This is a genomic window from Litchfieldia alkalitelluris (genome assembly GCF_002019645.1).
Taxonomy (GTDB): Bacteria; Bacillota; Bacilli; order Bacillales; family Bacillaceae_L; genus Litchfieldia; species Litchfieldia alkalitelluris.
The window spans coordinates 2,580,731-2,606,909 of record NZ_KV917374.1 but is presented as its reverse complement, the minus strand read 5'-3'; the positions used below and the strand labels follow the sequence as shown (position 1 = coordinate 2,606,909).

18 protein-coding genes, 2 rRNA genes, 1 pseudogene and 2 riboswitches are annotated in these 26,179 nt (G+C 37.6%); of the genes and pseudogenes, 5 read left to right on the top strand and 16 right to left on the bottom strand.

Annotated features, from left to right (window positions below; translation table 11 throughout):
- Nucleotides 1-21: 21 nt before the first annotated feature.
- The 5 genes from BK579_RS11900 to gcvT form a co-directional block, all read right to left on the bottom strand.
- Nucleotides 22-2,975 (bottom strand): 23S ribosomal RNA (locus BK579_RS11900).
- A gap of 179 nt (nt 2,976-3,154) precedes the next feature.
- Nucleotides 3,155-4,723: ribosomal RNA gene (locus tag BK579_RS11895) — 16S ribosomal RNA — on the bottom strand.
- The 16S and 23S rRNA genes sit together here, the layout of an rRNA operon.
- A 461-nt stretch (nt 4,724-5,184) precedes the next feature.
- The gene (gene gcvPB, locus BK579_RS11890; protein ID WP_078545792.1) at nt 5,185-6,642 is read right to left on the bottom strand and encodes an aminomethyl-transferring glycine dehydrogenase subunit GcvPB; all 1,458 of its coding nucleotides are present in this window, start codon (nt 6,640-6,642) and stop codon (nt 5,185-5,187) included.
- Nucleotides 6,635-7,984, bottom strand: coding sequence for an aminomethyl-transferring glycine dehydrogenase subunit GcvPA (gene gcvPA, locus BK579_RS11885; RefSeq protein ID WP_078545791.1), 1,350 nt, complete (start codon nt 7,982-7,984; stop codon nt 6,635-6,637). The genes gcvPB and gcvPA overlap by 8 nt, the downstream gene beginning before the upstream one ends.
- 33 nt (nt 7,985-8,017) lie before the next feature.
- Entirely contained in the window at nt 8,018-9,121 is a 1,104-nt protein-coding gene (gcvT, locus tag BK579_RS11880) for a glycine cleavage system aminomethyltransferase GcvT (RefSeq protein ID WP_078545790.1), read from the bottom strand.
- Between the two features lie 163 nt (nt 9,122-9,284).
- Nucleotides 9,285-9,378: riboswitch (glycine riboswitch) on the bottom strand.
- A 254-nt stretch (nt 9,379-9,632) separates the two neighbouring features.
- Here gcvT and BK579_RS11875 point away from each other — a divergent pair.
- The 5 genes from BK579_RS11875 to BK579_RS11855 all read left to right on the top strand — a co-directional run bounded on the left by BK579_RS11875 (nt 9,633) and on the right by BK579_RS11855 (nt 14,196).
- Nucleotides 9,633-11,321, top strand: coding sequence for a DEAD/DEAH box helicase (locus BK579_RS11875; protein ID WP_407936272.1), 1,689 nt, complete (start codon nt 9,633-9,635; stop codon nt 11,319-11,321).
- The gene (locus tag BK579_RS11870) at nt 11,299-12,099 is read left to right on the top strand and encodes a YqhG family protein (RefSeq protein ID WP_078545788.1); all 801 of its coding nucleotides are present in this window, start codon (nt 11,299-11,301) and stop codon (nt 12,097-12,099) included. Before BK579_RS11875 ends, BK579_RS11870 begins: the two co-directional genes overlap by 23 nt.
- A gap of 337 nt (nt 12,100-12,436) precedes the next feature.
- A riboswitch (cyclic di-GMP riboswitch) is annotated at nt 12,437-12,525 on the top strand.
- A 27-nt stretch (nt 12,526-12,552) separates the two neighbouring features.
- A complete protein-coding gene (locus BK579_RS11865) occupies nt 12,553-12,696 on the top strand; it encodes an anti-repressor SinI family protein (protein WP_078550547.1) in 144 nt (47 codons plus the stop codon).
- A gap of 190 nt (nt 12,697-12,886) precedes the next feature.
- Nucleotides 12,887-13,210: a helix-turn-helix domain-containing protein gene (locus tag BK579_RS11860; protein ID WP_078545787.1), complete on the top strand. Its 324-nt coding sequence runs from the start codon at nt 12,887-12,889 to the stop codon at nt 13,208-13,210.
- A gap of 197 nt (nt 13,211-13,407) precedes the next feature.
- On the top strand, nt 13,408-14,196 hold the full coding sequence (locus BK579_RS11855) for a class I SAM-dependent methyltransferase (protein ID WP_078545785.1): 789 nt from the start codon (nt 13,408-13,410) through the stop codon (nt 14,194-14,196).
- Nucleotides 14,197-14,273: 77 nt separating this feature from the next.
- On the opposite strand, the gene BK579_RS11850 is transcribed toward BK579_RS11855, so the two are convergent.
- From BK579_RS11850 to BK579_RS11800, 11 genes and pseudogenes are all read right to left on the bottom strand, one after another.
- Nucleotides 14,274-14,711 (bottom strand): VanZ family protein, encoded by a 438-nt coding sequence (locus BK579_RS11850; protein ID WP_078545783.1) that lies wholly within the window; start codon nt 14,709-14,711, stop codon nt 14,274-14,276.
- A 264-nt stretch (nt 14,712-14,975) separates the two neighbouring features.
- Nucleotides 14,976-16,787 carry an ABC transporter ATP-binding protein gene (locus BK579_RS11840; protein ID WP_078545779.1) on the bottom strand — a complete coding sequence of 604 codons (1,812 nt, stop codon included), beginning with the start codon at nt 16,785-16,787 and terminating at the stop codon, nt 14,976-14,978.
- A gap of 11 nt (nt 16,788-16,798) precedes the next feature.
- On the bottom strand, nt 16,799-17,908 hold the full coding sequence (locus BK579_RS11835) for a nucleotidyltransferase domain-containing protein (protein ID WP_078550546.1): 1,110 nt from the start codon (nt 17,906-17,908) through the stop codon (nt 16,799-16,801).
- Nucleotides 17,909-17,954: 46 nt separating this feature from the next.
- The gene (locus tag BK579_RS11830) at nt 17,955-18,434 is read right to left on the bottom strand and encodes a lasso peptide biosynthesis B2 protein (protein ID WP_078545777.1); all 480 of its coding nucleotides are present in this window, start codon (nt 18,432-18,434) and stop codon (nt 17,955-17,957) included.
- 24 nt (nt 18,435-18,458) lie between these two features.
- Nucleotides 18,459-18,749, bottom strand: coding sequence for a lasso peptide biosynthesis PqqD family chaperone (locus BK579_RS11825; protein WP_078545775.1), 291 nt, complete (start codon nt 18,747-18,749; stop codon nt 18,459-18,461).
- Nucleotides 18,739-19,680 carry an HPr kinase/phosphorylase gene (locus tag BK579_RS11820; RefSeq protein ID WP_078545773.1) on the bottom strand — a complete coding sequence of 314 codons (942 nt, stop codon included), beginning with the start codon at nt 19,678-19,680 and terminating at the stop codon, nt 18,739-18,741. The genes BK579_RS11825 and BK579_RS11820 overlap by 11 nt, the downstream gene beginning before the upstream one ends.
- Nucleotides 19,681-19,872: 192 nt before the next feature.
- A pseudogene (locus tag BK579_RS27050) lies at nt 19,873-19,959 on the bottom strand (paeninodin family lasso peptide); the annotation flags it as partial.
- A gap of 18 nt (nt 19,960-19,977) precedes the next feature.
- Entirely contained in the window at nt 19,978-21,924 is a 1,947-nt protein-coding gene (locus BK579_RS11810; RefSeq protein WP_078545769.1) for an asparagine synthase-related protein, read from the bottom strand.
- 376 nt (nt 21,925-22,300) lie between these two features.
- On the bottom strand, nt 22,301-22,441 hold the full coding sequence (locus BK579_RS25275) for a paeninodin family lasso peptide (RefSeq protein WP_139365096.1): 141 nt from the start codon (nt 22,439-22,441) through the stop codon (nt 22,301-22,303).
- A 14-nt stretch (nt 22,442-22,455) separates the two neighbouring features.
- Nucleotides 22,456-24,393: an asparagine synthetase B family protein gene (locus BK579_RS11805; RefSeq protein ID WP_078545767.1), complete on the bottom strand. Its 1,938-nt coding sequence runs from the start codon at nt 24,391-24,393 to the stop codon at nt 22,456-22,458.
- Between the two features lie 638 nt (nt 24,394-25,031).
- Entirely contained in the window at nt 25,032-26,159 is a 1,128-nt protein-coding gene (locus tag BK579_RS11800) for a glycosyltransferase family 2 protein (RefSeq protein WP_235848413.1), read from the bottom strand.
- Between the last annotated feature and the right edge of the window lie 20 nt (nt 26,160-26,179).

Genomic DNA, 26,179 nt, shown 5'->3' with positions numbered 1-26,179 from the left:
TTCATACATTCATTAAAAGTTTTGGTTAAGTCCTCGATCGATTAGTATCAGTCAGCTACACACGTCACCGCGCTTCCACCTCTGACCTATCAACCTCGTCATCTTCGAGGGATCTTACTAGCTTGCGCTATGGGAAATCTCATCTTGAGGGGGGCTTCATGCTTAGATGCTTTCAGCACTTATCCCGTCCACACATAGCTACCCAGCGATGCCCTTGGCAGAACAACTGGTACACCAGCGGTGTGTCCATCCCGGTCCTCTCGTACTAAGGACAGCTCCTCTCAAATTTCCTACGCCCACGACGGATAGGGACCGAACTGTCTCACGACGTTCTGAACCCAGCTCGCGTACCGCTTTAATGGGCGAACAGCCCAACCCTTGGGACCGACTACAGCCCCAGGATGCGATGAGCCGACATCGAGGTGCCAAACCTCCCCGTCGATGTGGACTCTTGGGGGAGATAAGCCTGTTATCCCCGGGGTAGCTTTTATCCGTTGAGCGATGGCCCTTCCATGCGGAACCACCGGATCACTAAGCCCGACTTTCGTCCCTGCTCGACTTGTAGGTCTCGCAGTCAAGCTCCCTTGTGCCTTTACACTCTACGAATGATTTCCAACCATTCTGAGGGAACCTTTGGGCGCCTCCGTTACATTTTAGGAGGCGACCGCCCCAGTCAAACTGCCCACCTGACACTGTCTCCCATGCCGATTTAGGCATGTGGGTTAGAATTTCAATACAGCCAGGGTAGTATCCCACCGACGCCTCCACCGAAGCTGGCGCTCCGGCTTCTAAGGCTCCTACCTATCCTGTACAAGCTGTACCAAAATTCAATATCAGGCTACAGTAAAGCTCCACGGGGTCTTTCCGTCCTGTCGCGGGTAACCTGCATCTTCACAGGTACTATAATTTCACCGAGTCTCTCGTTGAGACAGTGCCCAGATCGTTACACCTTTCGTGCGGGTCGGAACTTACCCGACAAGGAATTTCGCTACCTTAGGACCGTTATAGTTACGGCCGCCGTTTACTGGGGCTTCGATTCAAAGCTTCTCTTGCGATAACCTCTCCTCTTAACCTTCCAGCACCGGGCAGGTGTCAGCCCCTATACTTCGCCTTGCGGCTTCGCAGAGACCTGTGTTTTTGCTAAACAGTCGCCTGGGCCTATTCACTGCGGCTTATCAGGGCTATTCACCCTAATAAGCACCCCTTCTCCCGAAGTTACGGGGTCATTTTGCCGAGTTCCTTAACGAGAGTTCTCTCGAACACCTTAGGATTCTCTCCTCGCCTACCTGTGTCGGTTTGCGGTACGGGCACCTCTCACCTCGCTAGAGGCTTTTCTTGGCAGTGTGAAATCAGGAACTTCGGTACTTTATTTCCCTCGCCATCACAGCTCAGCCTTAACGATTCGCGGATTTGCCTACGAATCAGCCTTACTGCTTGGACGCGCATATCCAACAGCGCGCTTACCCTATCCTTCTGCGTCCCCCCATTGCTCAAACGGTGAGGAGGTGGTACAGGAATTTCAACCTGTTGTCCATCGCCTACGCCTTTCGGCCTCGGCTTAGGTCCCGACTTACCCTGAGCGGACGAGCCTTCCTCAGGAAACCTTAGGCATACGGTGGAGGGGATTCTCACCCCTCTTTCGCTACTCATACCGGCATTCTCACTTCTAAGCGCTCCACCAGTCCTTCCGGTCTGACTTCACTGCACTTAGAACGCTCTCCTACCATTGTTCTAAAAGAACAATCCACAGCTTCGGTGATACGTTTAGCCCCGGTACATTTTCGGCGCAGAGTCACTCGACCAGTGAGCTATTACGCACTCTTTAAATGGTGGCTGCTTCTAAGCCAACATCCTGGTTGTCTGGGCAACTCCACATCCTTTTCCACTTAACGTATACTTTGGGACCTTAGCTGGTGGTCTGGGCTGTTTCCCTCTTGACTACGGATCTTATCACTCGCAGTCTGACTCCTGAATATAAGTCTTTGGCATTCGGAGTTTGACTGAATTCGGTAACCCGTTGGGGGCCCCTAGTCCAATCAGTGCTCTACCTCCAAGACTCTAAATTCAAGGCTAGCCCTAAAGCTATTTCGGAGAGAACCAGCTATCTCCAAGTTCGATTGGAATTTCTCCGCTACCCACACCTCATCCCCGCACTTTTCAACGTGCGTGGGTTCGGGCCTCCATTCAGTGTTACCTGAACTTCACCCTGGACATGGGTAGATCACCTGGTTTCGGGTCTACAACCACGTACTCATGCGCCCTATTTAAGACTCGCTTTCGCTGCGGCTCCGTCTTATCAACTTAACCTTGCACGTGATCGTAACTCGCCGGTTCATTCTACAAAAGGCACGCCATCACCCTGATATTTTCCGAAGGAAAAATCATAGGGCTCTGACTACTTGTAGGCACACGGTTTCAGGATCTCTTTCACTCCCCTTCCGGGGTGCTTTTCACCTTTCCCTCACGGTACTGGTTCACTATCGGTCACTAGGGAGTATTTAGCCTTGGGAGATGGTCCTCCCTGCTTCCGACGGGATTTCTCGTGTCCCGCCGTACTCAGGATCCACTCTAGAGAGAACGAAGTTTCGACTACAGGGCTGTTACCTTCTGTGGCTGACCTTTCCAGATCACTTCATCTACCTCGTTCTTTTGTAACTCCGTACAGAGTGTCCTACAACCCCAAGAGGCAAGCCTCTTGGTTTGGGCTATTTTCCGTTTCGCTCGCCGCTACTCAGGAAATCGCGTTTGCTTTCTCTTCCTCCGGGTACTTAGATGTTTCAGTTCCCCGGGTTTACCTTCAACTACCCTATGAATTCAGGTAGAGATACTACTCCATTACGAGCAGTGGGTTTCCCCATTCGGAAATCTTCGGATCAAAGCTTACTTACAGCTCCCCGAAGCATATCGGTGTTAGTCCCGTCCTTCATCGGCTCCTAGTGCCAAGGCATCCACCGTGCGCCCTTACTAACTTAACCTAAGTTAAAGTCGTAAAAACTTTACAGTTTATTACTTTGGTTTTAATTCTTAATGAATGTCTTGTTACGTTATCTAGTTTTCAAGGTACGAATTCTAATAGAAGGAAAGTTCCTTCAAAACTGACCACAATAAATCAAGCGTCTTTTTATGAATCTCATAAGAGATTCAGTTTCCTTAGAAAGGAGGTGATCCAGCCGCACCTTCCGATACGGCTACCTTGTTACGACTTCACCCCAATCATCTGTCCCACCTTAGGCGGCTGGCTCCTAGATGAAACAAGTTTCATCTTAGGTTACCCCACCGACTTCGGGTGTTACAAACTCTCGTGGTGTGACGGGCGGTGTGTACAAGGCCCGGGAACGTATTCACCGCGGCATGCTGATCCGCGATTACTAGCGATTCCAGCTTCATGCAGGCGAGTTGCAGCCTGCAATCCGAACTGAGAATGGTTTTATGGGATTCGCTTAACCTCGCGGTTTTGCTGCCCTTTGTACCATCCATTGTAGCACGTGTGTAGCCCAGGTCATAAGGGGCATGATGATTTGACGTCATCCCCACCTTCCTCCGGTTTGTCACCGGCAGTCACCTTAGAGTGCCCAACTGAATGCTGGCAACTAAGATCAAGGGTTGCGCTCGTTGCGGGACTTAACCCAACATCTCACGACACGAGCTGACGACAACCATGCACCACCTGTCACCTTTGTCCCCGAAGGGAAAACTCTATCTCTAGAGCGGTCATAGGGATGTCAAGACCTGGTAAGGTTCTTCGCGTTGCTTCGAATTAAACCACATGCTCCACCGCTTGTGCGGGCCCCCGTCAATTCCTTTGAGTTTCAGTCTTGCGACCGTACTCCCCAGGCGGAGTGCTTAATGCGTTTGCTGCAGCACTAAGGGGCGGAAACCCCCTAACACTTAGCACTCATCGTTTACGGCGTGGACTACCAGGGTATCTAATCCTGTTCGCTCCCCACGCTTTCGCTCCTCAGCGTCAGTTACAGACCAGAGAGTCGCCTTCGCCACTGGTGTTCCTCCACATCTCTACGCATTTCACCGCTACACGTGGAATTCCACTCTCCTCTTCTGCACTCAAGTCTCCCAGTTTCCAATGACCCTCCCCGGTTGAGCCGGGGGCTTTCACATCAGACTTAAAAGACCGCCTGCGAGCGCTTTACGCCCAATAATTCCGGATAACGCTTGCCACCTACGTATTACCGCGGCTGCTGGCACGTAGTTAGCCGTGGCTTTCTGGTTAAGTACCGTCAAGGTACGAGCAGTTACTCTCGTACTTGTTCTTCCTTAACAACAGAACTTTACGACCCGAAGGCCTTCATCGTTCACGCGGCGTTGCTCCGTCAGACTTTCGTCCATTGCGGAAGATTCCCTACTGCTGCCTCCCGTAGGAGTCTGGGCCGTGTCTCAGTCCCAGTGTGGCCGATCACCCTCTCAGGTCGGCTACGCATCGTTGCCTTGGTGAGCCGTTACCTCACCAACTAGCTAATGCGCCGCGGGCCCATCTGTAAGTGATAGCCGAAACCATCTTTTAATAGAGAACCATGAGGTTCTTTATATTATCCGGTATTAGCTCCGGTTTCCCGAAGTTATCCCAGTCTTACAGGCAGGTTGCCCACGTGTTACTCACCCGTCCGCCGCTAATTAAAGGAAGCAAGCTTCCTTTAATCCGCTCGACTTGCATGTATTAGGCACGCCGCCAGCGTTCATCCTGAGCCAGGATCAAACTCTCCAATAAGAGATATTTGATTGCTCAAATAAAAATTTTAAAACTAGATTAAACGTTGACGCTTGTTTATTGTGTTCAGTTTTCAAAGAACTTCTGCTCGCTTGTTAAAGCAGCTTTATAAATATACCATTTACCAACTAGCTAAGTCAACATCTTTTTTTACAAGAGTTGAAGTGGTTAGCGACAAGAATGAGTATATCATTTTAAAATCAAAATGTCAACTTCTGCGAAATGAACTTTTTTCGTTCAACTTCTTCTCGAAGAAGCGGTGACTTGTTCTATATTATCATCACGCCATCACTCTATCAACAGGTAGATAATGGTAAGAGTTTTTATATAACAATGATTAATATATAGAAGAAACTCGACTTATTATAATAATTTCCCACTTCAAAGCAAACTAAACATATTTTTTTAATAAAAAAGAAGGAATCCGCTATAAAACCGAATTCCTTCTATATATATAGAAACTATTTTTGATAACGTAATACCGGCTTACGAGCAGCTAATGTTTCGTCTAGACGCTTGATGACCGTAGTATGTGGTGCTTCTTGAACAATTTCTGGATTCTCTTCTGCTTCCTTGGCAATTTGGATCATTGCATCGATAAATGAATCCAGAGTTTCCTTTGATTCTGTTTCAGTCGGCTCAATCATGATACATTCCTCAACATTTAATGGGAAGTAAATGGTTGGCGGATGGTAACCGAAATCGAGTAGTCGTTTCGCAATATCAAGTGTACGTACTCCTAATTTCTTTTGACGGCGACCTGATAAAACAAATTCATGCTTACAATGACGATCGAATGGTAGATCAAAATACTCTGCTAAACGGCGCATCATGTAGTTTGCATTTAATACTGCATATTCAGTTACAGCTTTTAATCCATCTGGACCCATTGAACGGATGTAAGTGTATGCACGCACATTGATTCCGAAGTTTCCGTAATAAGGTTTTACACGACCAATTGATTGTGGGCGATCATATTCAAACTTATATCCTTCATCACCTTTTACAAGTACTGGCTTTGGTAGGAATGGAATAAGGTCTGCTTTTACCCCAACAGGACCTGAACCAGGACCACCACCACCGTGTGGACCAGTGAATGTTTTATGAAGATTTAAGTGAACGACGTCAAAGCCCATGTCACCAGGACGCGCTTTACTTAATACTGCATTTAAGTTTGCTCCATCATAATAAAGCTTTCCGCCTGCTTCGTGAATGATGCTTGCCATTTCTAGAATATTCTCTTCAAATAAACCAAGTGTATTTGGATTTGTTAGCATTAATGCGGCAGTATCAGGACCTACGACACGACGTAAGTCTTCAAGATCAACTAAACCATTTTCATCTGACTTAACTGTTACTGTTTCAAATCCGGCAACTGTAGCCGACGCTGGGTTTGTTCCGTGCGCTGAGTCGGGAACGATAACTTTTGTACGAGCAGCATCATTATTTGCTTCATGATATGCACGGATCATCATTAATCCCGTCCATTCACCATGTGCTCCAGCAGCTGGCTGTAATGTTACTTCATCCATGCCCGTAATTTCTTTTAAATGCTCTTGAAGATCATACATTAATTCAAGTGCACCTTGAACCGTTGATTCATCTTGTAATGGATGGATATGAGCAAATCCATTAAAACGAGCAACATTTTCGTTAATTTTCGGATTGTACTTCATTGTACAAGATCCAAGTGGATAGAACCCTGAATCCACACCATGATTACGGCGAGACAATGCCGTGTAATGACGCATAATATCAAGTTCAGACACTTCTGGTAGCTCTGGTTCTTCTACGCGAAGATAATCTGTTGGGATCAATTCTTCAATATTTACTTCCGGTACATCCATCTCTGGTAAACTATAGCCCACACGACCTGCTTTTGTTATTTCAAAAATTAAAGCTTGATCTTGATTACTCATGGCGTGTGCCCCCCATTTCCGCAACAAGTGTGTCAATTTCTTCTTTTGTACGTAGCTCAGTTACTGCTACAAGCATATGATTTGAAAGCTCAGGATAATCACGACCTAAGTCATATCCTCCAATGATACCTTTTTGAATTAATTCAGCATTAACCTCTTTAACCGGCTTATCTAATTTCACAACAAACTCGTTAAAAAATGCACCAGCAAACACTACTTCAAAACCATTCTCTTCAAATTGCTTTTTCGCATAATGAGCTTTTTGGATATTTTGAGTCGCCATTTCTTTTACACCTTTTTTCCCAAGAGCCGTCATCGCAACAGATGCTGCTAATGCATTTAACGCTTGGTTTGAACAAATGTTCGATGTTGCTTTATCACGGCGGATATGTTGCTCACGTGCTTGTAATGTTAATACAAATCCACGTTTACCATCTTCATCAACGGTTTGACCAACTAAACGGCCAGGTACTTTTCTCATTAATTTTGAAGTAACTGCAAAATATCCACAGTGTGGTCCACCAAATGCAGTTGGAATTCCAAATGGTTGAGCATCACCTGCAACGATATCAGCACCTAACTTTCCTGGAGGTGTTAATGCACCAAGTGAAAGTGGGTTACTTGAAACAACAAACATACTTTTACCAGTATGAGCAATTTTTTCAATGTCCTTCAAAGGTTCGATTTGTCCAAAGAAGTTCGGGTATTGAACAATCACGCAAGCTACAGACTCATCCATTGCTTCTTCAAGAGCCGCTAAATCTGTTACACCATTTTTAACAGGCACCTCAACCACTTCAATGTATTGACCTGCCGCATACGTTTTAACAACTGCTTTTGATTCCGGATGAACGGCACCAGAAATCAGAACTTTCTTTAGCTTTGTTTGACCTGCTGCTAACATAGCTGCTTCTGCTAAAGCTGTTCCGCCATCATACATTGAAGAGTTCGCTACATCCATTCCTGTTAATTCACAAATCATTGTTTGGAATTCAAAAATCGCTTGTAGCTCCCCTTGCGAAATTTCTGGTTGGTATGGTGTGTAAGCAGTATAAAATTCAGAACGCGAGATCACATGATCAACGATAACTGGCATATAGTGGTCATACACTCCAGCTCCTAAAAAGCTCGCATTTGTTCTTAAATCCGCATTTTTCGCAGCCATTGCTGCAAGTTCCTTCATTAATTGCGCTTCGTTTTTCGCAGGCTTAATATTATATTCACCTTGGAAACGTACACTTTCAGGAATATCTTTAAAAAGCTCATCAACAGAATCTACTCCAATGGTTTGAAGCATTTCATTTTTATCTTGTTCTGTCATAGGTAAGTAACGATGTTTCATGGATATACATACCCCTTTCAATTGGTAAGTGAGTTATTTTTTAGGACGCTTATAAAATGGAGTAGCAACAACGACTGCTTTTAATCTCTTTTTACGAACCTGCACCTCAACCTCTGTTCCTAAGCTAGCAAGCTCAGTTTTAATAAGCGCAAGACCGATATTTTTCTTTAATGTTGGAGATTGTGTGCCCGTCGTTACTTCACCGACTTGTTCTTCACCAACAAACACTTCATATCCATGACGCGGAATTCCTTTATCGATCATCTCGATTCCAACAAGCTTACGAGGAGCACCCTCTTCTTTTTGCTGCTTTAAAACAGCTTTACCGAAGAAATCTGCTTCTTTATTTGTTTTAACCGCAAAACCAATTCCTGCTTCGATTGGCGTTATGTCCTTAGATAGCTCTTGGCCATAAAGTGCTAGATTCGCTTCAAAACGTAATGTATCACGTGCACCAAGTCCAATCGGAAGTACACCTTCTTCTTTTCCTGCTGCTAAAATTTCATCCCAAAGGGTAATCGCATCACTATGATGGCAATATACTTCAAAACCATCCTCACCTGTATACCCAGTTCGAGATACAAGTGCTTTTTTACCAGCCACTTCAACGTTGTCCTTGAATTTAAACACTTTAATTTCATTTAAGTCTGTTGATGTTAACTTTTGAAGAACCGTTTGAGCAAGTGGACCTTGTAGTGCAAGCTGTGAAACTTCATTTGAGATATTCACAACATTGACATCACCAGATACATGTTCTTGTAACCATGCGAAATCTTTTTCAATGTTTGCTGCGTTTACAACTAATAGATAATCATTGTCAGCTTTTTTATAAACTAAAAGATCATCTACAGTCCCGCCATTTTCATAACACATTGCAGTGTATTGTGCACCGCCGTCTTTTAATAGAGAAACATCATTTGTCATCATTTTTTGAAGATACTCAAGACTATCAGTACCTTTTACTTCGATTTCACCCATATGAGAAACATCGAATAAACCAGCCTTCGTTCTTACCGCTTCGTGTTCATCCTTAATACTAGAAAATTGAACCGGAAGATCCCAGCCACCAAAGTCAATTGTTTTTGCACCATATTTAGCGTAAACATCAAATAATGGTGTGCGTTTTAATTCAGTCAAAGTGCCATCCCCCTATAAATCTTTGTTTTAATGCACAAAAAAGGACAGAGAAACCCCATAACTAATATGAAGGTTCTCTGTCCTGGCACCTGAAAGTTTACCGTTTTTTCGGCTTTCCCCTTTGGTGGTCTACTTCTTATAAAATAGACACTCTCCAGAGTTGCGTCAAAATAGAGTCTTTTTGCCTGAGAGATTCATGGTCTTCCCACTTGCTCCTTCGGCGCCACCAATTTGGCAGTCTCTCCCCTAGTTCTCATCCGCGCATATATAATTTTGGGAAACTTGGTAATACTATCCTAATATAGTCTAATTTGTGACAACTTTTTGCTAATCTCATCCTACCATTAAAAGAGTACATTGGGCAATAACATTTTACATGAACGAAACAATATTTTCTTTAAGTATCGTTCGTGTTTTACACACAATCAATTACATATTAAATATACTCATTCGGTTTCACCTGTATATTGGTGAATTATCTAGCAAACTAACGTGAAAGGACTGAAAAATGTTGAAGGTCACGACCGAGTTTGATCATACATGGGAAGACGGCTTTTTGCAGCGCATTGATGAAGACGGCCCGTGGGCGAGCTGGGAATTGTATAAGCTTGCTTATGAAGTTGAAAAGCATGTTACCATTCCAGAATTTGAAGGCTTACAGGCACCAAGGCACTTAGCCCACTTAACTCCACTTCCACATCAGCTTGAAGTCGCAAAGCAAGTGGTAGAACAAATGAACGGCAAAGCCATTCTTGCAGATGAAGTGGGTCTTGGGAAAACAATTGAAGCCGGGTTAATTTTAAAAGAATACATGATTCGTGGGTTGGTTAAAAAAGTATTAATTCTTGTTCCCGCTTCTCTCGTGTCTCAATGGGCAGCAGAATTACAGCAAAAGTTCTATATCCCTGCTGTTGAGCAAAAGAAAAGCTATGTTTGGGAGCAATGTGATGTTGTTGTTTCTTCTATAGATACAGCGAAACGAAGTCCGCATCGAGAAATCGTGCTTGAACAAAACTATGACATGATTATTATCGATGAAGCACATAAACTCAAAAACAATAAAACGAAAAACTATGAATTTGCTCAAAGCTTAAAAAAGAGATTTTGCTTACTTCTTACAGCAACACCTATTCAAAATCGAGTAGAAGAGATATTTAATCTTGTGTCATTATTAAAACCAGGTCATTTAGGTAACCAAACTTATTTCGATGAATCATATGGGAAGAAGAAAAGTAGATCCCTTCAAGAAGATCAACATTTAAAGAATCTTGTTAATAAGGTGATGATTCGTAATCGTCGTAGTGATACTGGGATTGAATGGACAAAACGGAAGGTTGAAACAGTACCAATTGAGTTTTCAGAGTCAGAACGCGAATTATATGATAGCATCTCTGAGTTTCGTGGTCAGGGCGGCATAACAAGTAGCTTTGCAATCATGACATTACAACGTGAAGCATGCAGTAGTCGTGAAGCAGTCTTTTTTACATTAAAGAAAATGCTTGAAAAAAATAACGATGAAAACATCAACATCCCTGAAGATATGGTGATGCACTTAATGCAGAAAGTTGAACAAGTGCAAACCAATTCCAAGGCAGAAAAAGCATTAGAACTAATTAAGCAGATTGATGGCAAGGTGATTATTTTCACAGAATATCGTGCCACTCAAATGTACTTGCAGTGGTTTTTACAACAAAACGGAATCTCGTCTGTTCCCTTCCGCGGAGGCTTTAAGCGTGGGAAAAAGGATTGGATGAAGCAGCTATTCCAAAACCATGCCCAAGTTCTGATTGCAACTGAAGCTGGTGGTGAAGGAATTAACCTTCAATTCTGTAACCATCTGATTAATTATGATTTACCATGGAATCCAATGCGACTGGAACAACGAATTGGTCGTATTCACCGATTAGGACAGGAAAACGACGTGAAGATTTACAACTTCTCCACTGCCAACACCGTTGAAGAACATATTTTAAAGCTTCTTTATGAAAAAATAAATCTGTTTGAACGTGTTGTTGGACAATTAGATGAAATCTTAACAAAGCTGGATATTGGAAATCTTGAGGAACATGTTCAAGATATTTTACTTCATTCAAAAAGTGAAGGCGAAATGCGTATTAAAATGGACAATTTAACCTCAATTTTAAATTATGCAGAAGAAGAGGAAGGAGATGAGCCACATGCAGCAAGCGGAAATTCATAGCTTTCTAGAGCGGTATTTCACCTCTAATCATTGTGAAATTACAGAGAGTGCACCCGGGCATATGACCGTTCAACTAACTGTAGAGCTTGATAAACAGCTTATGAACCGTCCTTTTTATTGGCACTATCTTGAGAAAACAGGTGGTATCCCTAACCCTTATGCCCTCACCTTGATTACAGACCAAGAAAAAGCACCTAAGGATTTAAAGGGTGAACTCATTCATTTTGGCGCACCGAGGTTGCATCAAATTTTCCAGTCGACTAAACAATTAGCCGGATATATGCGCTTATATCAAAACGTGCAGCAGACGGTCCCAAACAATATTCCGTTACACCCTTGGTTAGGAATTAATGCGAAAATCTCTTATCAATGTGATCGAAAACGAGATATTTTGATGTCTCTTGGCCTTCATTTAATAAGCGGAAGTATATTAGAAAACTTCCAAGACCGATTGGAAAAGCTTGAGTTAACCCCAAAGATTCCAGACTATTGTTTTACAATGAGTCCACTTATCAAGCATAAAAGCGGGTTAAATCGATTGCAGCAATATATCCGTGGTTTTGTCGAAAGTGATGATCACTCCTGGGCAGATGCTGCTCGTGAACGTTGGAATGAAGATCTCGAGTTACTGAATCATTTTTATGAAGATCTTGAAGAAAAACCAGAAAGCTATGAAACGGAAAAAGAAGCATTACGAGAGCAATATGAACCAAAGGTAAAAATTGAAATCATAAATGGTGGATTGTTTTACTTAACTCCACAAGCAATGATGAACTAGGTGTTTTGGCTCAAGTTGGAGTAGGTCTCTCCCCCTATTTCCGACTTGAGCCTTTTATGACAAAAAACTTATCGACATTTTCTCCTAATTAACACCATCAACTTACAAATAATCCCCTATCTTGAACCATTTAACGAAATTTTCAGGTATTTAGACACATCAATATCATAAAGAAATATAACTTTAGTCTTGAAAGCGCTTATTTAAAGTATTTGTAAAATTTTTATTTTGTCGACAAAGTTCAACACTATTTCTCTTTCAAAAGGGATATACTTCCATTATACATATAAAATCGACATATACCTGCTAGTTCAGTCATATATTCATTGAGGGGAAATTCAGTGAAAGGCAAACTTTTTGAAAAAAAAGGACGCAAAGTCACGGGTCTAAGGTTATAGTTATAACGATGACGGCTGGGCTGCCTCAGATACTACGTATTTTGGGGGAGATACAATGGCAAGCAATGGAGTTTTTAAAGCAAATGATTTGGACGAGGAGTGGGTTGACTTAATTCTATATGCCTTGGAAATCGGCATGTCAGTCGAAGAAATCAGAGAGTTTTTTACAAGCGGAAATAAGGCTGTTACATATATTTAATATTCGAGCATAATACAATACATAACACTACCAACCTGCTATAATTGTACCTATATAGCTGGTTTTTTTTCATTTAAACCCTTCCGAGATTATAGCCATCTTTGGATGTGAAGAAATTTTCAATTAATCAAAATATAGAAAATTGGTTCTAATATGTTATAATCAAAATTAAGGGAAGGTGACATACATAATGATTGGTCAACGCATCAAAAATTACAGATTACAAAGAAAACTATCACTCTCAGAACTAGCAGAAAGAGCTGGAGTTGCTAAATCTTATCTAAGCTCGATTGAACGCAACCTCCAATCAAACCCTTCAATTCAATTCCTAGAAAAAATCTCCTCCGTCCTCGGAGTTTCAGTGAATACGTTGCTAGATGGCGAGATCAATGATCCTGCAGAGCTTGACAGCGAGTGGGCTAACCTTGTTAAAGAGGCCATGAAATCTGGAGTTACAAAAGATCAGTTTCGTGAATATCTGGAATTTAATAAATGGAGAGCAGAAAATAAATAAGAATAAACTGCAAAAAGCGACTATTGATAGTAAGATCAACAGACGCTTTTTTTATTTTGGGAATTAATTTAACAAGTACTTAGACACTTCAATTTTATGAGACTTAAATTAACAACTTGTTCTTAATGAAGAACAATGTTATCATTATATTATTAACTCTTCGTTAACACATTTTCCCGAAGAAAAGAGAGGATATAATGAGCGTAATTAGCAACACAAAACAAAACCTTCGCCTTCAACGAAATTCAAAGAACATTTTTATTAGAAATATCGTTTCTTTAGTTTATATCACATGGAGTTTATTTAATAACTTCAGACGGTTTTTTGTAGACCAAAATTACAGGTCAATTCTTCTAATGCAATTATTTAATTCTAAAAATGTTCATCAAACAACGTCACTCACTTTTATGGATCGTTATCCAGTCATTTTCTCAGCTGCAAAAGAATACTTTGGAGATAAAAATATAAAGATGCTCTCTTATGGATGTTCAACTGGAGAAGAGGTTATGACTCTGAGAAAATATTTTACCAACTCACGCATTATAGGAGCAGATGTTAATAAAAGCAGTCTTGCTATATGTAAAAAGCTTACTGTCGATGATAAAATATCATTTATCTATTCAACAACAAGTGAACTTGAGAAGCATGGAAAATATGATGCCATTTTTTGTATGGCAGTTCTTCAACGAAAACCTCACCATATCAAAGAAACAGGTATTACCAATCTAAAACACATATATCCGTTTGATAAATTTGAGAAACAAATAATTGAACTTGACAGATTGCTAAAGCCAGGAGGTCTACTAGTTATTCATTATTCTCAATATTCATTGTTAGATACAATTCTATCTAGTAAGTATAAAGTATACGGGGATTATAACCAAAATGATTATGCATCCCCTATTTTCGATAAAAATGGTAAAATGAAGCCAACAGGCACTCCACAAAATTCAATTTTTATAAAAAAGGACTTCCCGACACGATAGCAAGAAAAAGCGTTTATTGATATAAAGTCAATAACGCTTTTTTCTTATTAAATATGTAAGACACCTTTTTTCTTTTCTTACTGTATCCCTCGAAAAAACGCACCTAATTTCGAGTTTCTATTATAATATGTCCTTCTTACAAGCCACCAGAAAAACCAAATCCCGATTAAGTTCTTAACCATATCAATCTGAGAAAATGAACGGTATGGAACATAGTACTGATGAATTTCATCAATAAATGAGTATGTAATGGCAATAATTAATGCAGCGACTTCCTTTTTTTTAGTAAGTGGCCCTAAAGTAAGAAATGCTACAATCAAAAATACATACAGTATTCCGAATTCGATGAGGTGGGCAAACTCTAGTGTCCCACCAATGAGTAAAATGACCTTAAAGTCTAAATCATAGAAAACATGTTCAATAGATGATGGGTTAAATTTAGCAGATTGAAGCCAAATCCAAGACATGTAAATAATGGGGACTAGTCTACAGATATTGATACTGATGAGGTTCATTTTAAAACTCCTAACACTTTATATAAAATTAAATTTCATATTCTATCTTTTCTGTTTCATATAAATAAATAAGGAGGTTATTTATATGTCTTCATTATTTAGATATATATTTAAAAACTTAAAAGATACATACCATAAAATAATGTATGCATATCATTACACTTTATTTAAAGATTGTTTACACAAAACATTAAAACAACATTACTATCAAAAAGTTAATTATCATAAATTAATACTTATCCAAAGCGAGAATGGACACTCAGATTAACCATGAGTGTCCATTACATTTACTCCCATTTGCTTACTTAACAGATTACTAAACATGCTTTTCTTTTCTTTTGCAAGCTGAATAAAACCGCCTTTTTGAACAATTTTTCCTTGATCAAGAACTATAACCTGATCAGCATTCCGGATTGTTGATAAACGATGGGCAATCACAATTATTGTTAACTTTCCTTTTAACCGATCTAGCGCTTCTTGAATTTTGGCTTCGTTCTCTGAATCCAAAGCACTTGTTGCTTCATCAAGAACCAAGATTGATGGCTTACGTAATATTGCCCGGGCAAGAACAAGACGTTGACGCTCTCCCCCTGATAAACGAATTCCCCGGTCTCCAATAATCGTATCTAAACCTTGTGGAAGTTTTTTAACAAACTCAGCAGCTGACGAAAAATCTAACGCCTCCCAAAGGTCTCTTTCCGTTGATTCCGGTGAGATAATCAGAAGGTTTTCTCTTATACTAGTATTAAATAGAAATGGATCTTGTGGGACATAACTAATTGACCTTCTTAATGAAAGTAGATTGTCACTTGATAATGGAACACCATCGATTAATACATCCCCTTTTTCAGGTCGATTAAGTCCCATTAGTAAATCGATTAAGGTACTCTTTCCCGCTCCAGATGGGCCTACGATTGCAGTCATCTGGTTTGATGGGATAGTTAGATTGATGTTATTTAAAGCATAGGTTGATTGACTTTCGTTATAACGAAAGTGTACACGAGTAAGCTCCATCTCCTCTTTAATACGAACGGGTTGAACATTTTTTATCATATCAGATGTTATTTCTCTTGCAGCTTTACATTCTTGCTGAAGATTTATAACCGAGCGTAATGGCGTAGCAAATGTGGCAATCTGTTCAAGACTTGATTGAATCCCAGTTATTCTTGGCCATAGCCTTGAAAAGATAATCGTAATAAATGTTAATTGAGCCGCTTGAGCATGAAAGAACTGAATCGCAAAGAACACAAATAAGGCAATTAATACTGTTTGTGCAACTTTATAATAAAATTGAGACGCAGATTTTAATTTTGTATATTCCATTTGTTCATCATACATTCTCTGAGTCAATTTCCCATACCACTTCATTCGGGACTCTTCAAGATTGTTACTTTTCACTTCCTTAATGCCATTGAAAGTATCTGTAATACCAGCTAAGAACTCTTTTCCGAACTCCCAATTTCGACTACCTAATGCCTGAGATTTTTTTATAAATTTTCTTGAAAATAATGAAAGTATAAGACCACTAATCAACACAAATATCGTAATTTGAGGTGATAAAAAGAAAGCAATGCTAACCTGAATGATTGTAAAGATCACCCCAGTAACCAATTGTAAAAAAGTATTTGTTCCCGCACTTGCTTGTGCTAGCTCAGCAGTCAAAGAATTAATTAGATCTGTTTTTCGTTTCTTTAAAAAGAAATTCCAATTTGACTGTAATAAAAGCTGATATGTTTCAAGTCTTAACTCTCTAAAGAAGCCATGTTGAATGTCAGCATTTTGTATCGTTAAGAATCGTTGAACAAGATTCTGAAGTATATTAACGACTAAAAAAACGCCTAAAATGATGGATAAGCTTAAAGCTGTTGGGATTTTATTTAAGAATTCAAAGACAAATGAAACTGGTAAAGCTTCTGTATTTATGTTAATGATACCACTTACACTTATAAGAGGAATTAACATTAAAATCCCAATACCATCTAATAAACTAATAATCAACATTCCCACGAGATTACCATATAACTTCTTCCCGGCATAAGTCTGTAACTGTTTAAAAAAATACAAAACATGATTCATTGGTAATCCTCCTATGGTAGTGCATGACCTTTACTTCTCCTCCACATCCAGAGAAATGGGCGTAACGGATAATACAAAAAATGAAGCTTTTTCGGTAATGGTAATGTTTCAACATCTGTGTAATAAGGATGGCACACGCTTAACCAATACCAGCATTTTTGTCGAAACGACATTAATGAATACAAATGCCGTGAATGATAGTGGGCAATATCTCTCGGAACTGGATCTGTATGTAAATTCACTTTCTGTTCTATGTAAAATATAGCAGCTTGAGCAAGTTTCTTTGCATTTCCCTTTAATAGTGGTTCCATCTTTTCTACCAAATCTGTTTTAAACAGATCTGAACTTAAGATTAAAGCTTGACCACCGATATGAACACACTGATACTTTCTTAATTGATGATAGATAAAATCCCAATCTAACTCTTTTTTTGTAAGTTGGTGGATATCCATTAACCATCTTAATCTAGACCATCCATGACGTGCTCCATGTGTGGACAAAAAGAAAAATAGGTCCTCTTTTCCTAAAAAGTAGATAGGATAACTAGTAATGGTGCTTTGGCGCTTTCTATGCCATAGCTCCACAAAGGTTGGTTCTTTTCCGGGTGCAGGATTCAGGCGCCAATGAATCTCTAATTTAATACCTTTCTTAGGATGAAAGTATGTAAAGTGATGGTGTCTCCATTTCCAATCATCAAGTACAGTTTGTATATACTCATCCTTTTCATACCCTTGGTTTAAGAGAATGGCTTCTGTCTGTGTAAGCTTATCGAACGGAATTAAGATGTCTAAATCCCCACATGTTCTTAAGGAAATATCACCATACAAATCAGTAGCTAGTACTGGACCTTTTAAAAACAGAGGACATATCTCTTCTTCAGTTAAAAGCTTTGCTACAGTTTCCATCTCGCCGCATAGCTGCAACATAGAAAAAGTGTTTCTTCTAAAATATTGTATAAAAGATTGAATGACTGAATCTGGTACAATGTCTTTATCAGTTTCTTTCAATTTAGAAAATAAGATTGGATAAAGTCGATGATGAAGAGCTAGTTCAAGAAACTCATGCCAGATTATTCGATCAATCTTATTTTTGAAGTTCTCTTCCCTTATTAACTCAAGCATGGTAATAAGTTCCTTTGGTAGTGTTGTACAATCAATGACTTTATCCCTAACCAATACTCTCACCCTTTATCATTCGGTTATTCATCTTTTTTGCAAAGATACCAACTACTGTAAATCGTTCCATCCCCTCAGAGCCAGAAATATAGAATGGGCCACTTCGTAACCATGCATGTGCAATCATTTTTCCGTCTCCATCTCTTGCAGTCCCTAGATACATAGTACATTCAATATTTCTTCTTTCCAGCATTTTCATACCTGCTATCGCTTTAACAAGGCATTCACTTTCCCAGAAGGTGTATCTGCTCATCAGATGTATTGCACTAGAGATTTTATGAAGTTCCCTCTGATTTCCATCCCCATTGTAAGTAGTTTCTTCCATATGTTCGCCCAATGATAGTGCAACTTTTGAAAATGGTAGAAGTTTCAAAAATCGTCCTAACCCTAAAAATAGATAAGCTTCAGCTAGCATTAGTTTTGAGGCGGGTTCGATTGATAGGAAACTTTTAATTTTTCTAAGTATTAACATAGAATTGCCACCTCTATTAAATAATTATTTAATCACGATTAGTTCTTCTCTAAGTAAATGTTCTAAAAAAGAAATTACCTGTTCCTCGCAGACGTCACTTTCAACCTCATATAAAGATGTTAGTTCCTCAATAATTTTATTGACTTCAAGAGGCTTAGCAATCAAATCCCAAATATAACCACCAATTTCCCCCAAATTATAATACTTCCCCTTTGAAACGCTAAGCATTACTTTTTCTTCCCCCATATCACTAACAATATTTCCATTCCCTTGAATTACAGTATCAATTACTTTTATTGTTTCATTAGATATCATAAGAAACCTCAACCTCCTGTTCGATAGTTTGTAAAATTAATGTAGTTATGTTGTGAGCAGTAAAATAACTTACTGGCCTTTTAATTTGATAAATTTTTATATCATTTAATAATCTGGTAATAAATGAAAAATGCCATTCTAATAGTCCAGCATGTTCAATCAAGAAATTTCGGTATGTATGGTAAAACAATTTTTGTAGACGTTCTAGGTTTTTTACTTCTTTTATAACAATTTCCTCATTATTAGTTTTAACTAACTCAAAAATACCAGCTAAAGGTAGTTGTTGATTAACAAATTGATTAGGCACAGGGATTGCAAATTTTGTTTCTCTATCGATAATTGGACGGAGATTGGTTGATTCGATTCCAAATTCTGTGAGACTTTCTTGCCAAAGCTTCTGCTGAGGGTATGCTGGTGTTACCATTGGTATATTATCTTTAGAAAGTGACACCGGGATAACATCATCACTAATAAGTCTAAAACCTCTTCTTAAAAACGCAGACGCTAAAGTAGATTTTCCTGCTCCAGAATCGCCAACTATCGCATAAGCTTTACCATTAACTTCTATTGCACTTCCGTGTAAGGGAAGTATCCCACGCTGTATTAAAATAGATCCCATACAAGTTCCTAGTAAATACAACCTAATTGCATCCATCTTAATAGGAGAAATAGGCGATACTATTATGTTATTACCCTTTTGTATTTTAAAAATTGCTACTTTTGGAATATGAACAAAAATATAATCCTCTTTTATCACGAAATATTCAGTTGTTTTTATGCTTTCTTCCCAAACCATTGATAGATCACCCAATTCAATAAAAATGTTACTTTCACTATCTGGTATGGTTGTTTTTTGAAGTTCCTCAATTTGAATATCACTTACAATATTAAGTCCGAAAGCTCTATAGCTATACTTAGTCACAGTTTCCATCTTTTATCCCCCAGTTAAGCAAAATTCATTGTTTCATAAGTAACGACCCTTATTAACTGTTAAAATTTAGTAAGGGTCGATCTCCTGCTAACTCGCACATTGTCCTTGCTTATAAATTCCTGGGTTCATTTCACCATCGTCATCATGACCTTTTCCTTTATCATAACCTCTTACATCAGTAGTGTCCCAGCAATCTGCATAACCGGTCCCGTTCCCTCCCATAGTCAAATTAATGTCTAAAACTTCTAAAACAGGTTTTTTCCATTGATTTTTATTCATACTATCACCTCCTTTGCTTCATAGTTGGTTTTTAATAAATCTATAAACAACCAAACTTCGAGTTAACATTCGAAAATTCGAGTCGAAAATAGTAAAAGGTTTAGGAGTACTTGATATCTTTTTTGTTGCATTTTTTATAACGTCTAAATTAAAAAGATGTTCAACCATAGGGTCCTCTATTAATGATTTTAACTCATTGACAAAATGTGGCCACGTGCTCTCCATTCTATTAATTACTTCAGCTATTTGTATCCCACGTGTTTGATTATTTAATCTTACTGTATCAGGTAGAATGCTCTTAGTTGCTCTTCGTATTAATGATCGATCTAGGCCCCCTTTTATATATTGTTCATGGGGAACTGATAAACAAAAGCGAATTACGCGTATATCATTTGTTGGATCACGTTCCATTAGTGAATATTTCAAAGATAACTTTGTATTTGCTGTTCCAGTTGTATTCCAAGAATGAAGTCCTTTAAAGTGATTATCTCTTAGTTCAATTTCACTCATAGAATGATTATTAATCCCATGCTCACGTAATTTCTCTTTTATATTAGTTTCATTTGCAAGTTTTGGATTTAATAAAGAGTAGAAGGAATTCCCAGATGTCTTAAAAATTCCATGAGTTCTACTAAATATACTTTGTCTTAATTCTTTATATAAAATAGGTAAAATAACGCTCTTACCTGTTCTAAAATTTTCACAAAAAGATTCCAATTCTTGATTAAGTTTATACCAACGGAATGTTTTAAGCATATTGGCATAGTAATCTATGTTCAAAGCTGGTGAACCAAAAGAAATGGAATGATTTCCTCGTGCACCATTTAATAGTATTTTTATGCCATCTTTACTTGACTTTTCAGAAATACCATTTAACCAAAACGAATTTTCAAAAAACTTATATGGTGATTCCATCAAATCTAGAATGCTGTCAATCTTACTAAAAGGATTTTCTCCTTTAAAGTCCAAGTGATTTGCTGTTATATTTCCAATATGATTTACAGTGTTTGCAATATAGGGTCTCTCATCTGGTAAAAGATTTTTAGGAGTCCAGTCAACAAATTCACATTCTGGAACATAACTATATGAGTATAATCTCTTGCTTTCTCTTCTCAACTCATCTGCTGCAAAACTAGCAACTGTACCAGAATCAAGCCCACCACTTAAACGCACCCCAACCTTTCCAAAGGTTCGGATTCTTGATTTTACTGCTGTTTTAAAAACATCCCTAAAAGCTTCTTCATATTCTTCATCTGATTTTAATTTTAATTTTTCTATATTTTGTATATTACAATATCTAGTTAACTTTACTTCACCATCTTTAACTGAAATTGAATGTGATGGTGGGATTTGATAAATATTTTTGTAAACTGTTATTCGAGGATCTAAGGCATCAGCCATTCCTGGAACAGCCAAAAATTCTGCTATCCATTGATCATTTAGCTGCTTCTTAATATAGGGTAGGGTGAAAAATGGACCTAAGGCAGTTGAAAACACAAATTTATCATTAGAATTATAGTAATAAAGGGTTCTCGCACCAGAAAAGTCCCTAGCTCCAAAAAGTTTGTTTTTTTTCTCATCCCAAATCATAAAAGCAAAATCTCCAATTAAATGTTGGGGTGCATCCTCTTTCCATTTCTCATATGCTAATAAAATCAATTGGCTATCTGATATGAATTTTCTATACTCACTATCAATTTGTAATTTATCAAAAAGATCTATTCTATTATCAATTATTGAATCTGAGGTGATTGTTAATTTACTTTCATAACAATAATATGGTAAAACTTCACCTATAGACTCAGGTGTTATCCATTGTGAATGACACCCCAGAAAAACACCTTTCCCTTTCCAGATTTTCACATCATCTGATGGGTATTTTTCTAGATACTTCATAATTCCATTACTGTCATTAGGGTCTACAGGTTGTCTGCAGAAGTTTACAATTCCTGTAATCGCACTCATGCTTTGCCCCCAATCATAACAAAATATGTGCTTTTCTTTAAAAAGAACTTAAAATCAATGAATATCGAATGTTAAAATGAATAATTTGAACATATGTTCTTTAAAAAGAACAACCTTATACCTAAAATAACAATTTTTATTCATTGTGTCAATGTTTTCCACCCTGAGATTATGGATTAATTTTAGATTGAAGAAGGAGAAAGTGGGGTATAGCATTAGAGTCATCACTTTATAATATTAAAAGATAAATTAGGTCGACGAAGAAATTGTATGGTCTGTTAAAGTATTTGAAATCTTGTCCCTTGTTAATAATTTAACAATTAATGCCCTTATACAATTGTGTTTCTGTATAAGGGCATTATTTTAAGCAATATTTTTAGGAATGATGAGGGCCAGTTTGTTGATCATGCTCTAAATTTTCATTGAAACCTTCATCATAAGCTCCCCATGAACTACTAGCCATCGTTGAATTAATATTAAGCACATCTAATACAGGACTTTTCCATTCTTTCTTCATAATTTCACCTCCCTTCAATAATGTATTTTTATATAACGGTAGATTACTAAGGAACGCATTAACACCCAAAAATCAGGATCTAGAGACAACTCTGGTTTCGGGTCGAATCTTACTTTTTTAATTATTTTTTTAATAACTACCTTATTTAATATGTCTGACATTATAGAGTCTTTAGAAATCTCATCAAGTTCATTAATAAAAGAATCCCAATAAGGAAGCATTCTATGTATTGTATCTACTCCCTGAGCACCCCGAATATGATTCAGCCTTACATCATCTGGTAGATACCCCTTTGTGGATCTACGTATTAGAGATCTATCGAGACCGTTTTGAACATATTGATCTTCTGGTAAAGACAAACAATGCCTAATAACTCTAATATCATTTGTGGGATCACGCTTCCATATCTTATAACGCAGAGAAAGTTTTGTCCCCAATGTTCCAGTCGCATTCCATGTATATAATTCTTTGAAGTGCCTCTTTCTAATCTCAAAGACATCTTCACCATAAGTAGGCTCAGATATATTAACTCCACAATCATTAAGTTTTTCATACACTCTTGTTCTCGAAGCTAATTCAGGATTAATAATAGATGGGAAATGATGGATTTCATTATCTCCAATAACATTACTTATCTGTGGAAACGCTATTCGACTTAGAATAGGAATGCGCCGTAACCTATTTCCCCCAACTCGCTTACTATATTTATTCAACTCCCTATAAAGTTTTATGAATTTCATCCTTTTTAGGAGGAGTGCATAATAATTCATAGCAGGACCCCATGAGACACTTAGGTTACCTCTGCCACCATTTAAAAGGATTCCAACATTTTTTTCACTTGCTAATTCAAAGATACCTTTTATCCAAACAGAATTACCAAAAAATTTATAGGGCATTTCCATAATTTCAAGCCAGTCATCAACCTCTTTAAGTGGATTTACATCTTTAAAGTCAGAGTAGTAATCCTTGATGTTCCCTACAAAATCTACTGTTGATTTAATAAATGGTTTTTCATTAGCTACCTTATTTAATGGTGTCCAATCTTTAAAATCATTCGATGGTATATAACTAAATGTATGTAAAGCCTTTTTCTCTCTCAATAAAGACTTTGCTGCAAAACTAGCTACCGTTCCTGAGTCAAGCCCTCCACTCAAATGCGCTCCCACTTCTCGTTTAGTTCTAAGCCTAGAATTTACAGCTGTCTGAAACACATCCCGAAAAGACTCCTCATATTCTTCATTGGTCTGTAATTTAAGAGTATAATTAGTTTCAATTGTACAATATCTTGAAATCCGAACATTTTCTCCTTGCACCCTGATACAATGTGCGGGAGGTAATTGTTCAACCTCTTTAAAAGGTGTGATAGATGTATTTACTGCCTCATTCATACCAGGAATAGTTAGATATTCTGCAAACCATTCTTCATTTAACTGCTTTTTTACAAAAGGGAGTTTGAATAATGGTTCAATAATGGTACAAAAGGAAAAATGTGATTCACTTCTATTAAAATAAAGAGTTCTACTACCAGAGAAATCTCTAGCACCAAATAGTTTTTTTTCTTTTTCATCCCAAATCATAAATGTAAATTCACCAATTAAATACTTTGGAACTTCTTCACCAAATTTTTGGTAGGTAAGCATTATTAGTTCACTATCTGTTATGAAACACCTACTCTTATTATCTATTTGTAGTTTCTCAAACAAATCCTCACGATTATCTAAAATCGCATCGGCTGTTATAGCTAACTGACTTTCGCTATTATAATATGGGAGTATTTCGTTAACAGATTCAGGAGTTATCCATTGTGACAAACAGCCAAGAGCAACGTTATCTCTAATCAGGACTCTCATATCATCTGCTGGGAACTTTTCTAAGGGTTCCATTAAATTGTTTATATACACAGGAGATATGGGATTATTGTTTAAATTTAAAATACCAGTGATTGCACTCATAAAGACCTCCTGGAAGAACTATTTTCGTTATTAAGAACAACTAGAATAAAGTAAATTTATCATTATCCCATTAGTTTGTCAATCTAAAATCCCAATAAAGATATAAATGGTCAAGTTATATTTTTTAAAATAATGTATATGTAATTGCACTAAACCATCCGTTTGATGACTATAGACTAGATAGGCTTCCCTATCGAAAAATTATAATACTTCTTGATTATTGTTACTGAAAATAAAATGATCTATCCCTTGTGCTCTCCCGTATCTCAATTAAAATATTGGAGGAATTAGGAAATGACATCCGGGCTAATATTAGTACATCTTCTAAAGAACTATGAATTCCGACCATTTAAGAAATAGTGTTCTCTAGCAATATAGATTCAAAAACGAGGGAATTTTTCACTTTAAGGATTCGAATTAGAGTCTATCTAGGGGAACTTATGAAATAACCTAAATCAGGCTGTATTTCCTGTTTACACTAGATAGCTAGATCTATGATGAATGCCAAGTCTAAATCGAATTTTTTATAAAAAGGTTTTTGTCTCGGGATCATATTATTATGGACAAAAACAAATATTTAGATAGTTTATATAAAACCAGATTTTTGACTACATATTAGGAAAATTATTATTTGCCTATTAAAAAAAAGGCATCTTTGATACACCGTTAATTAAAGCACTTTTATACTTTTTCATCCTATAAATATCCTCTCCAAGTTTGTAGAAATATATAATGTCTTTCTCCTTTAATGCGGTTAAATACTCATCTGAAAAATATTTTTTAACCCCTTCATTTTTCTGACTATCAATAATTAGTTCATTTCTCAAATAAGTTCCTATTTGCTGACAAATCTCTTCCTTATTTAAACTACCAATGAACAAATTATAAACACAGGTTCTAAATGTATTTAAAAGCATTATATTTATTCCATTCATTTGTTTCTCAAATGAATGAAGATAATATTGATTTATTATTTCTTTTTGTATCTGAAATCCGTTAATTACATCCTTAAAAAGATTAGGCATAAACTTACTTGTCAATCCACCTATCCTATAATAATATAATGGTTTATTAATTACCTTTACTTTATTAGATTTTAATAGCATTTCCATATTATAAAAAAGATCATCCCCTAGAAAACTAATCCTTTCTAAGAAACTTCCACAGTCTAGGAGTAAGCTTCTTTTATACAATTTCCCGTGCATAAATGCCGGGAAAGGGTGCCCATGAAAATAAGCAACAACTAATTCGTTCCTGATTTCATCTTTTGTATATATTTTATCCAATTTAAAGTACTTACTATCATTAGTTTTCTTATACAAAAATCCATTTCCTAAAACTGAATATGTATTTGATACGACAATATCTAAGGATTCACTAATCAGTTCATTATAAAGAACTTCTATAGCGGATTTGTGAATCCAGTCATCAGCATCTACAAACATTATATATTCAGAGCTAGCTGCTTCTACACCTTTTCTCCTTGTTGCGACACTACCTTCATTTACTTTATTTATTATTATAATTCTATTGTCTTTATTTTGAAAGTATTTGCAAATCTCCAAGCTTTTATCAGTAGATCCATCATTTACCAGTATAAGTTCAAAATCCTTAAACGTCTGTTTAAGGATTGACGAAATGCATCTAGGTAACTTATTCCTTGCATTAAAGATTGGTACAATTACGCTAACTTTTGATATTACCATTAGTAACCACAATCCTTTTTTTACCTTTTTTAGAAAAATAACATAATTCACATCTGGCATTTACTAATTTGCCATAAATT

Excerpts from the sequence above, each read along its gene's own strand:
- BK579_RS11840 (WP_078545779.1), bottom strand. The coding sequence starts at position 16,787 with ATGAATCATGTTTTGTATTTTTTTAAACAGTTACAGACTTATGCCGGG.
- BK579_RS11860 (WP_078545787.1), top strand. The coding sequence starts at position 12,887 with ATGATTGGTCAACGCATCAAAAATTACAGATTACAAAGAAAACTATCA.
- BK579_RS11800 (WP_235848413.1), bottom strand. The coding sequence starts at position 26,159 with ATGCCAGATGTGAATTATGTTATTTTTCTAAAAAAGGTAAAAAAAGGA.
- gcvPB (WP_078545792.1), bottom strand. The coding sequence starts at position 6,642 with ATGAGTAATCAAGATCAAGCTTTAATTTTTGAAATAACAAAAGCAGGT.
- BK579_RS25275 (WP_139365096.1), bottom strand. The coding sequence starts at position 22,441 with ATGAAGAAAGAATGGAAAAGTCCTGTATTAGATGTGCTTAATATTAAT.
- BK579_RS11810 (WP_078545769.1), bottom strand. The coding sequence starts at position 21,924 with ATGAGTGCGATTACAGGAATTGTAAACTTCTGCAGACAACCTGTAGAC.
- BK579_RS11870 (WP_078545788.1), top strand. The coding sequence starts at position 11,299 with ATGCAGCAAGCGGAAATTCATAGCTTTCTAGAGCGGTATTTCACCTCT.
- BK579_RS11865 (WP_078550547.1), top strand. The coding sequence starts at position 12,553 with ATGGCAAGCAATGGAGTTTTTAAAGCAAATGATTTGGACGAGGAGTGG.
- BK579_RS11830 (WP_078545777.1), bottom strand. The coding sequence starts at position 18,434 with ATGTTAATACTTAGAAAAATTAAAAGTTTCCTATCAATCGAACCCGCC.
- BK579_RS11835 (WP_078550546.1), bottom strand. The coding sequence starts at position 17,908 with ATGCTTGAGTTAATAAGGGAAGAGAACTTCAAAAATAAGATTGATCGA.
- BK579_RS11805 (WP_078545767.1), bottom strand. The coding sequence starts at position 24,393 with ATGAGTGCAATCACTGGTATTTTAAATTTAAACAATAATCCCATATCT.
- BK579_RS11825 (WP_078545775.1), bottom strand. The coding sequence starts at position 18,749 with ATGATATCTAATGAAACAATAAAAGTAATTGATACTGTAATTCAAGGG.
- BK579_RS11855 (WP_078545785.1), top strand. The coding sequence starts at position 13,408 with ATGAGCGTAATTAGCAACACAAAACAAAACCTTCGCCTTCAACGAAAT.
- gcvPA (WP_078545791.1), bottom strand. The coding sequence starts at position 7,984 with ATGAAACATCGTTACTTACCTATGACAGAACAAGATAAAAATGAAATG.
- BK579_RS11850 (WP_078545783.1), bottom strand. The coding sequence starts at position 14,711 with ATGAACCTCATCAGTATCAATATCTGTAGACTAGTCCCCATTATTTAC.
- BK579_RS11820 (WP_078545773.1), bottom strand. The coding sequence starts at position 19,680 with ATGGAAACTGTGACTAAGTATAGCTATAGAGCTTTCGGACTTAATATT.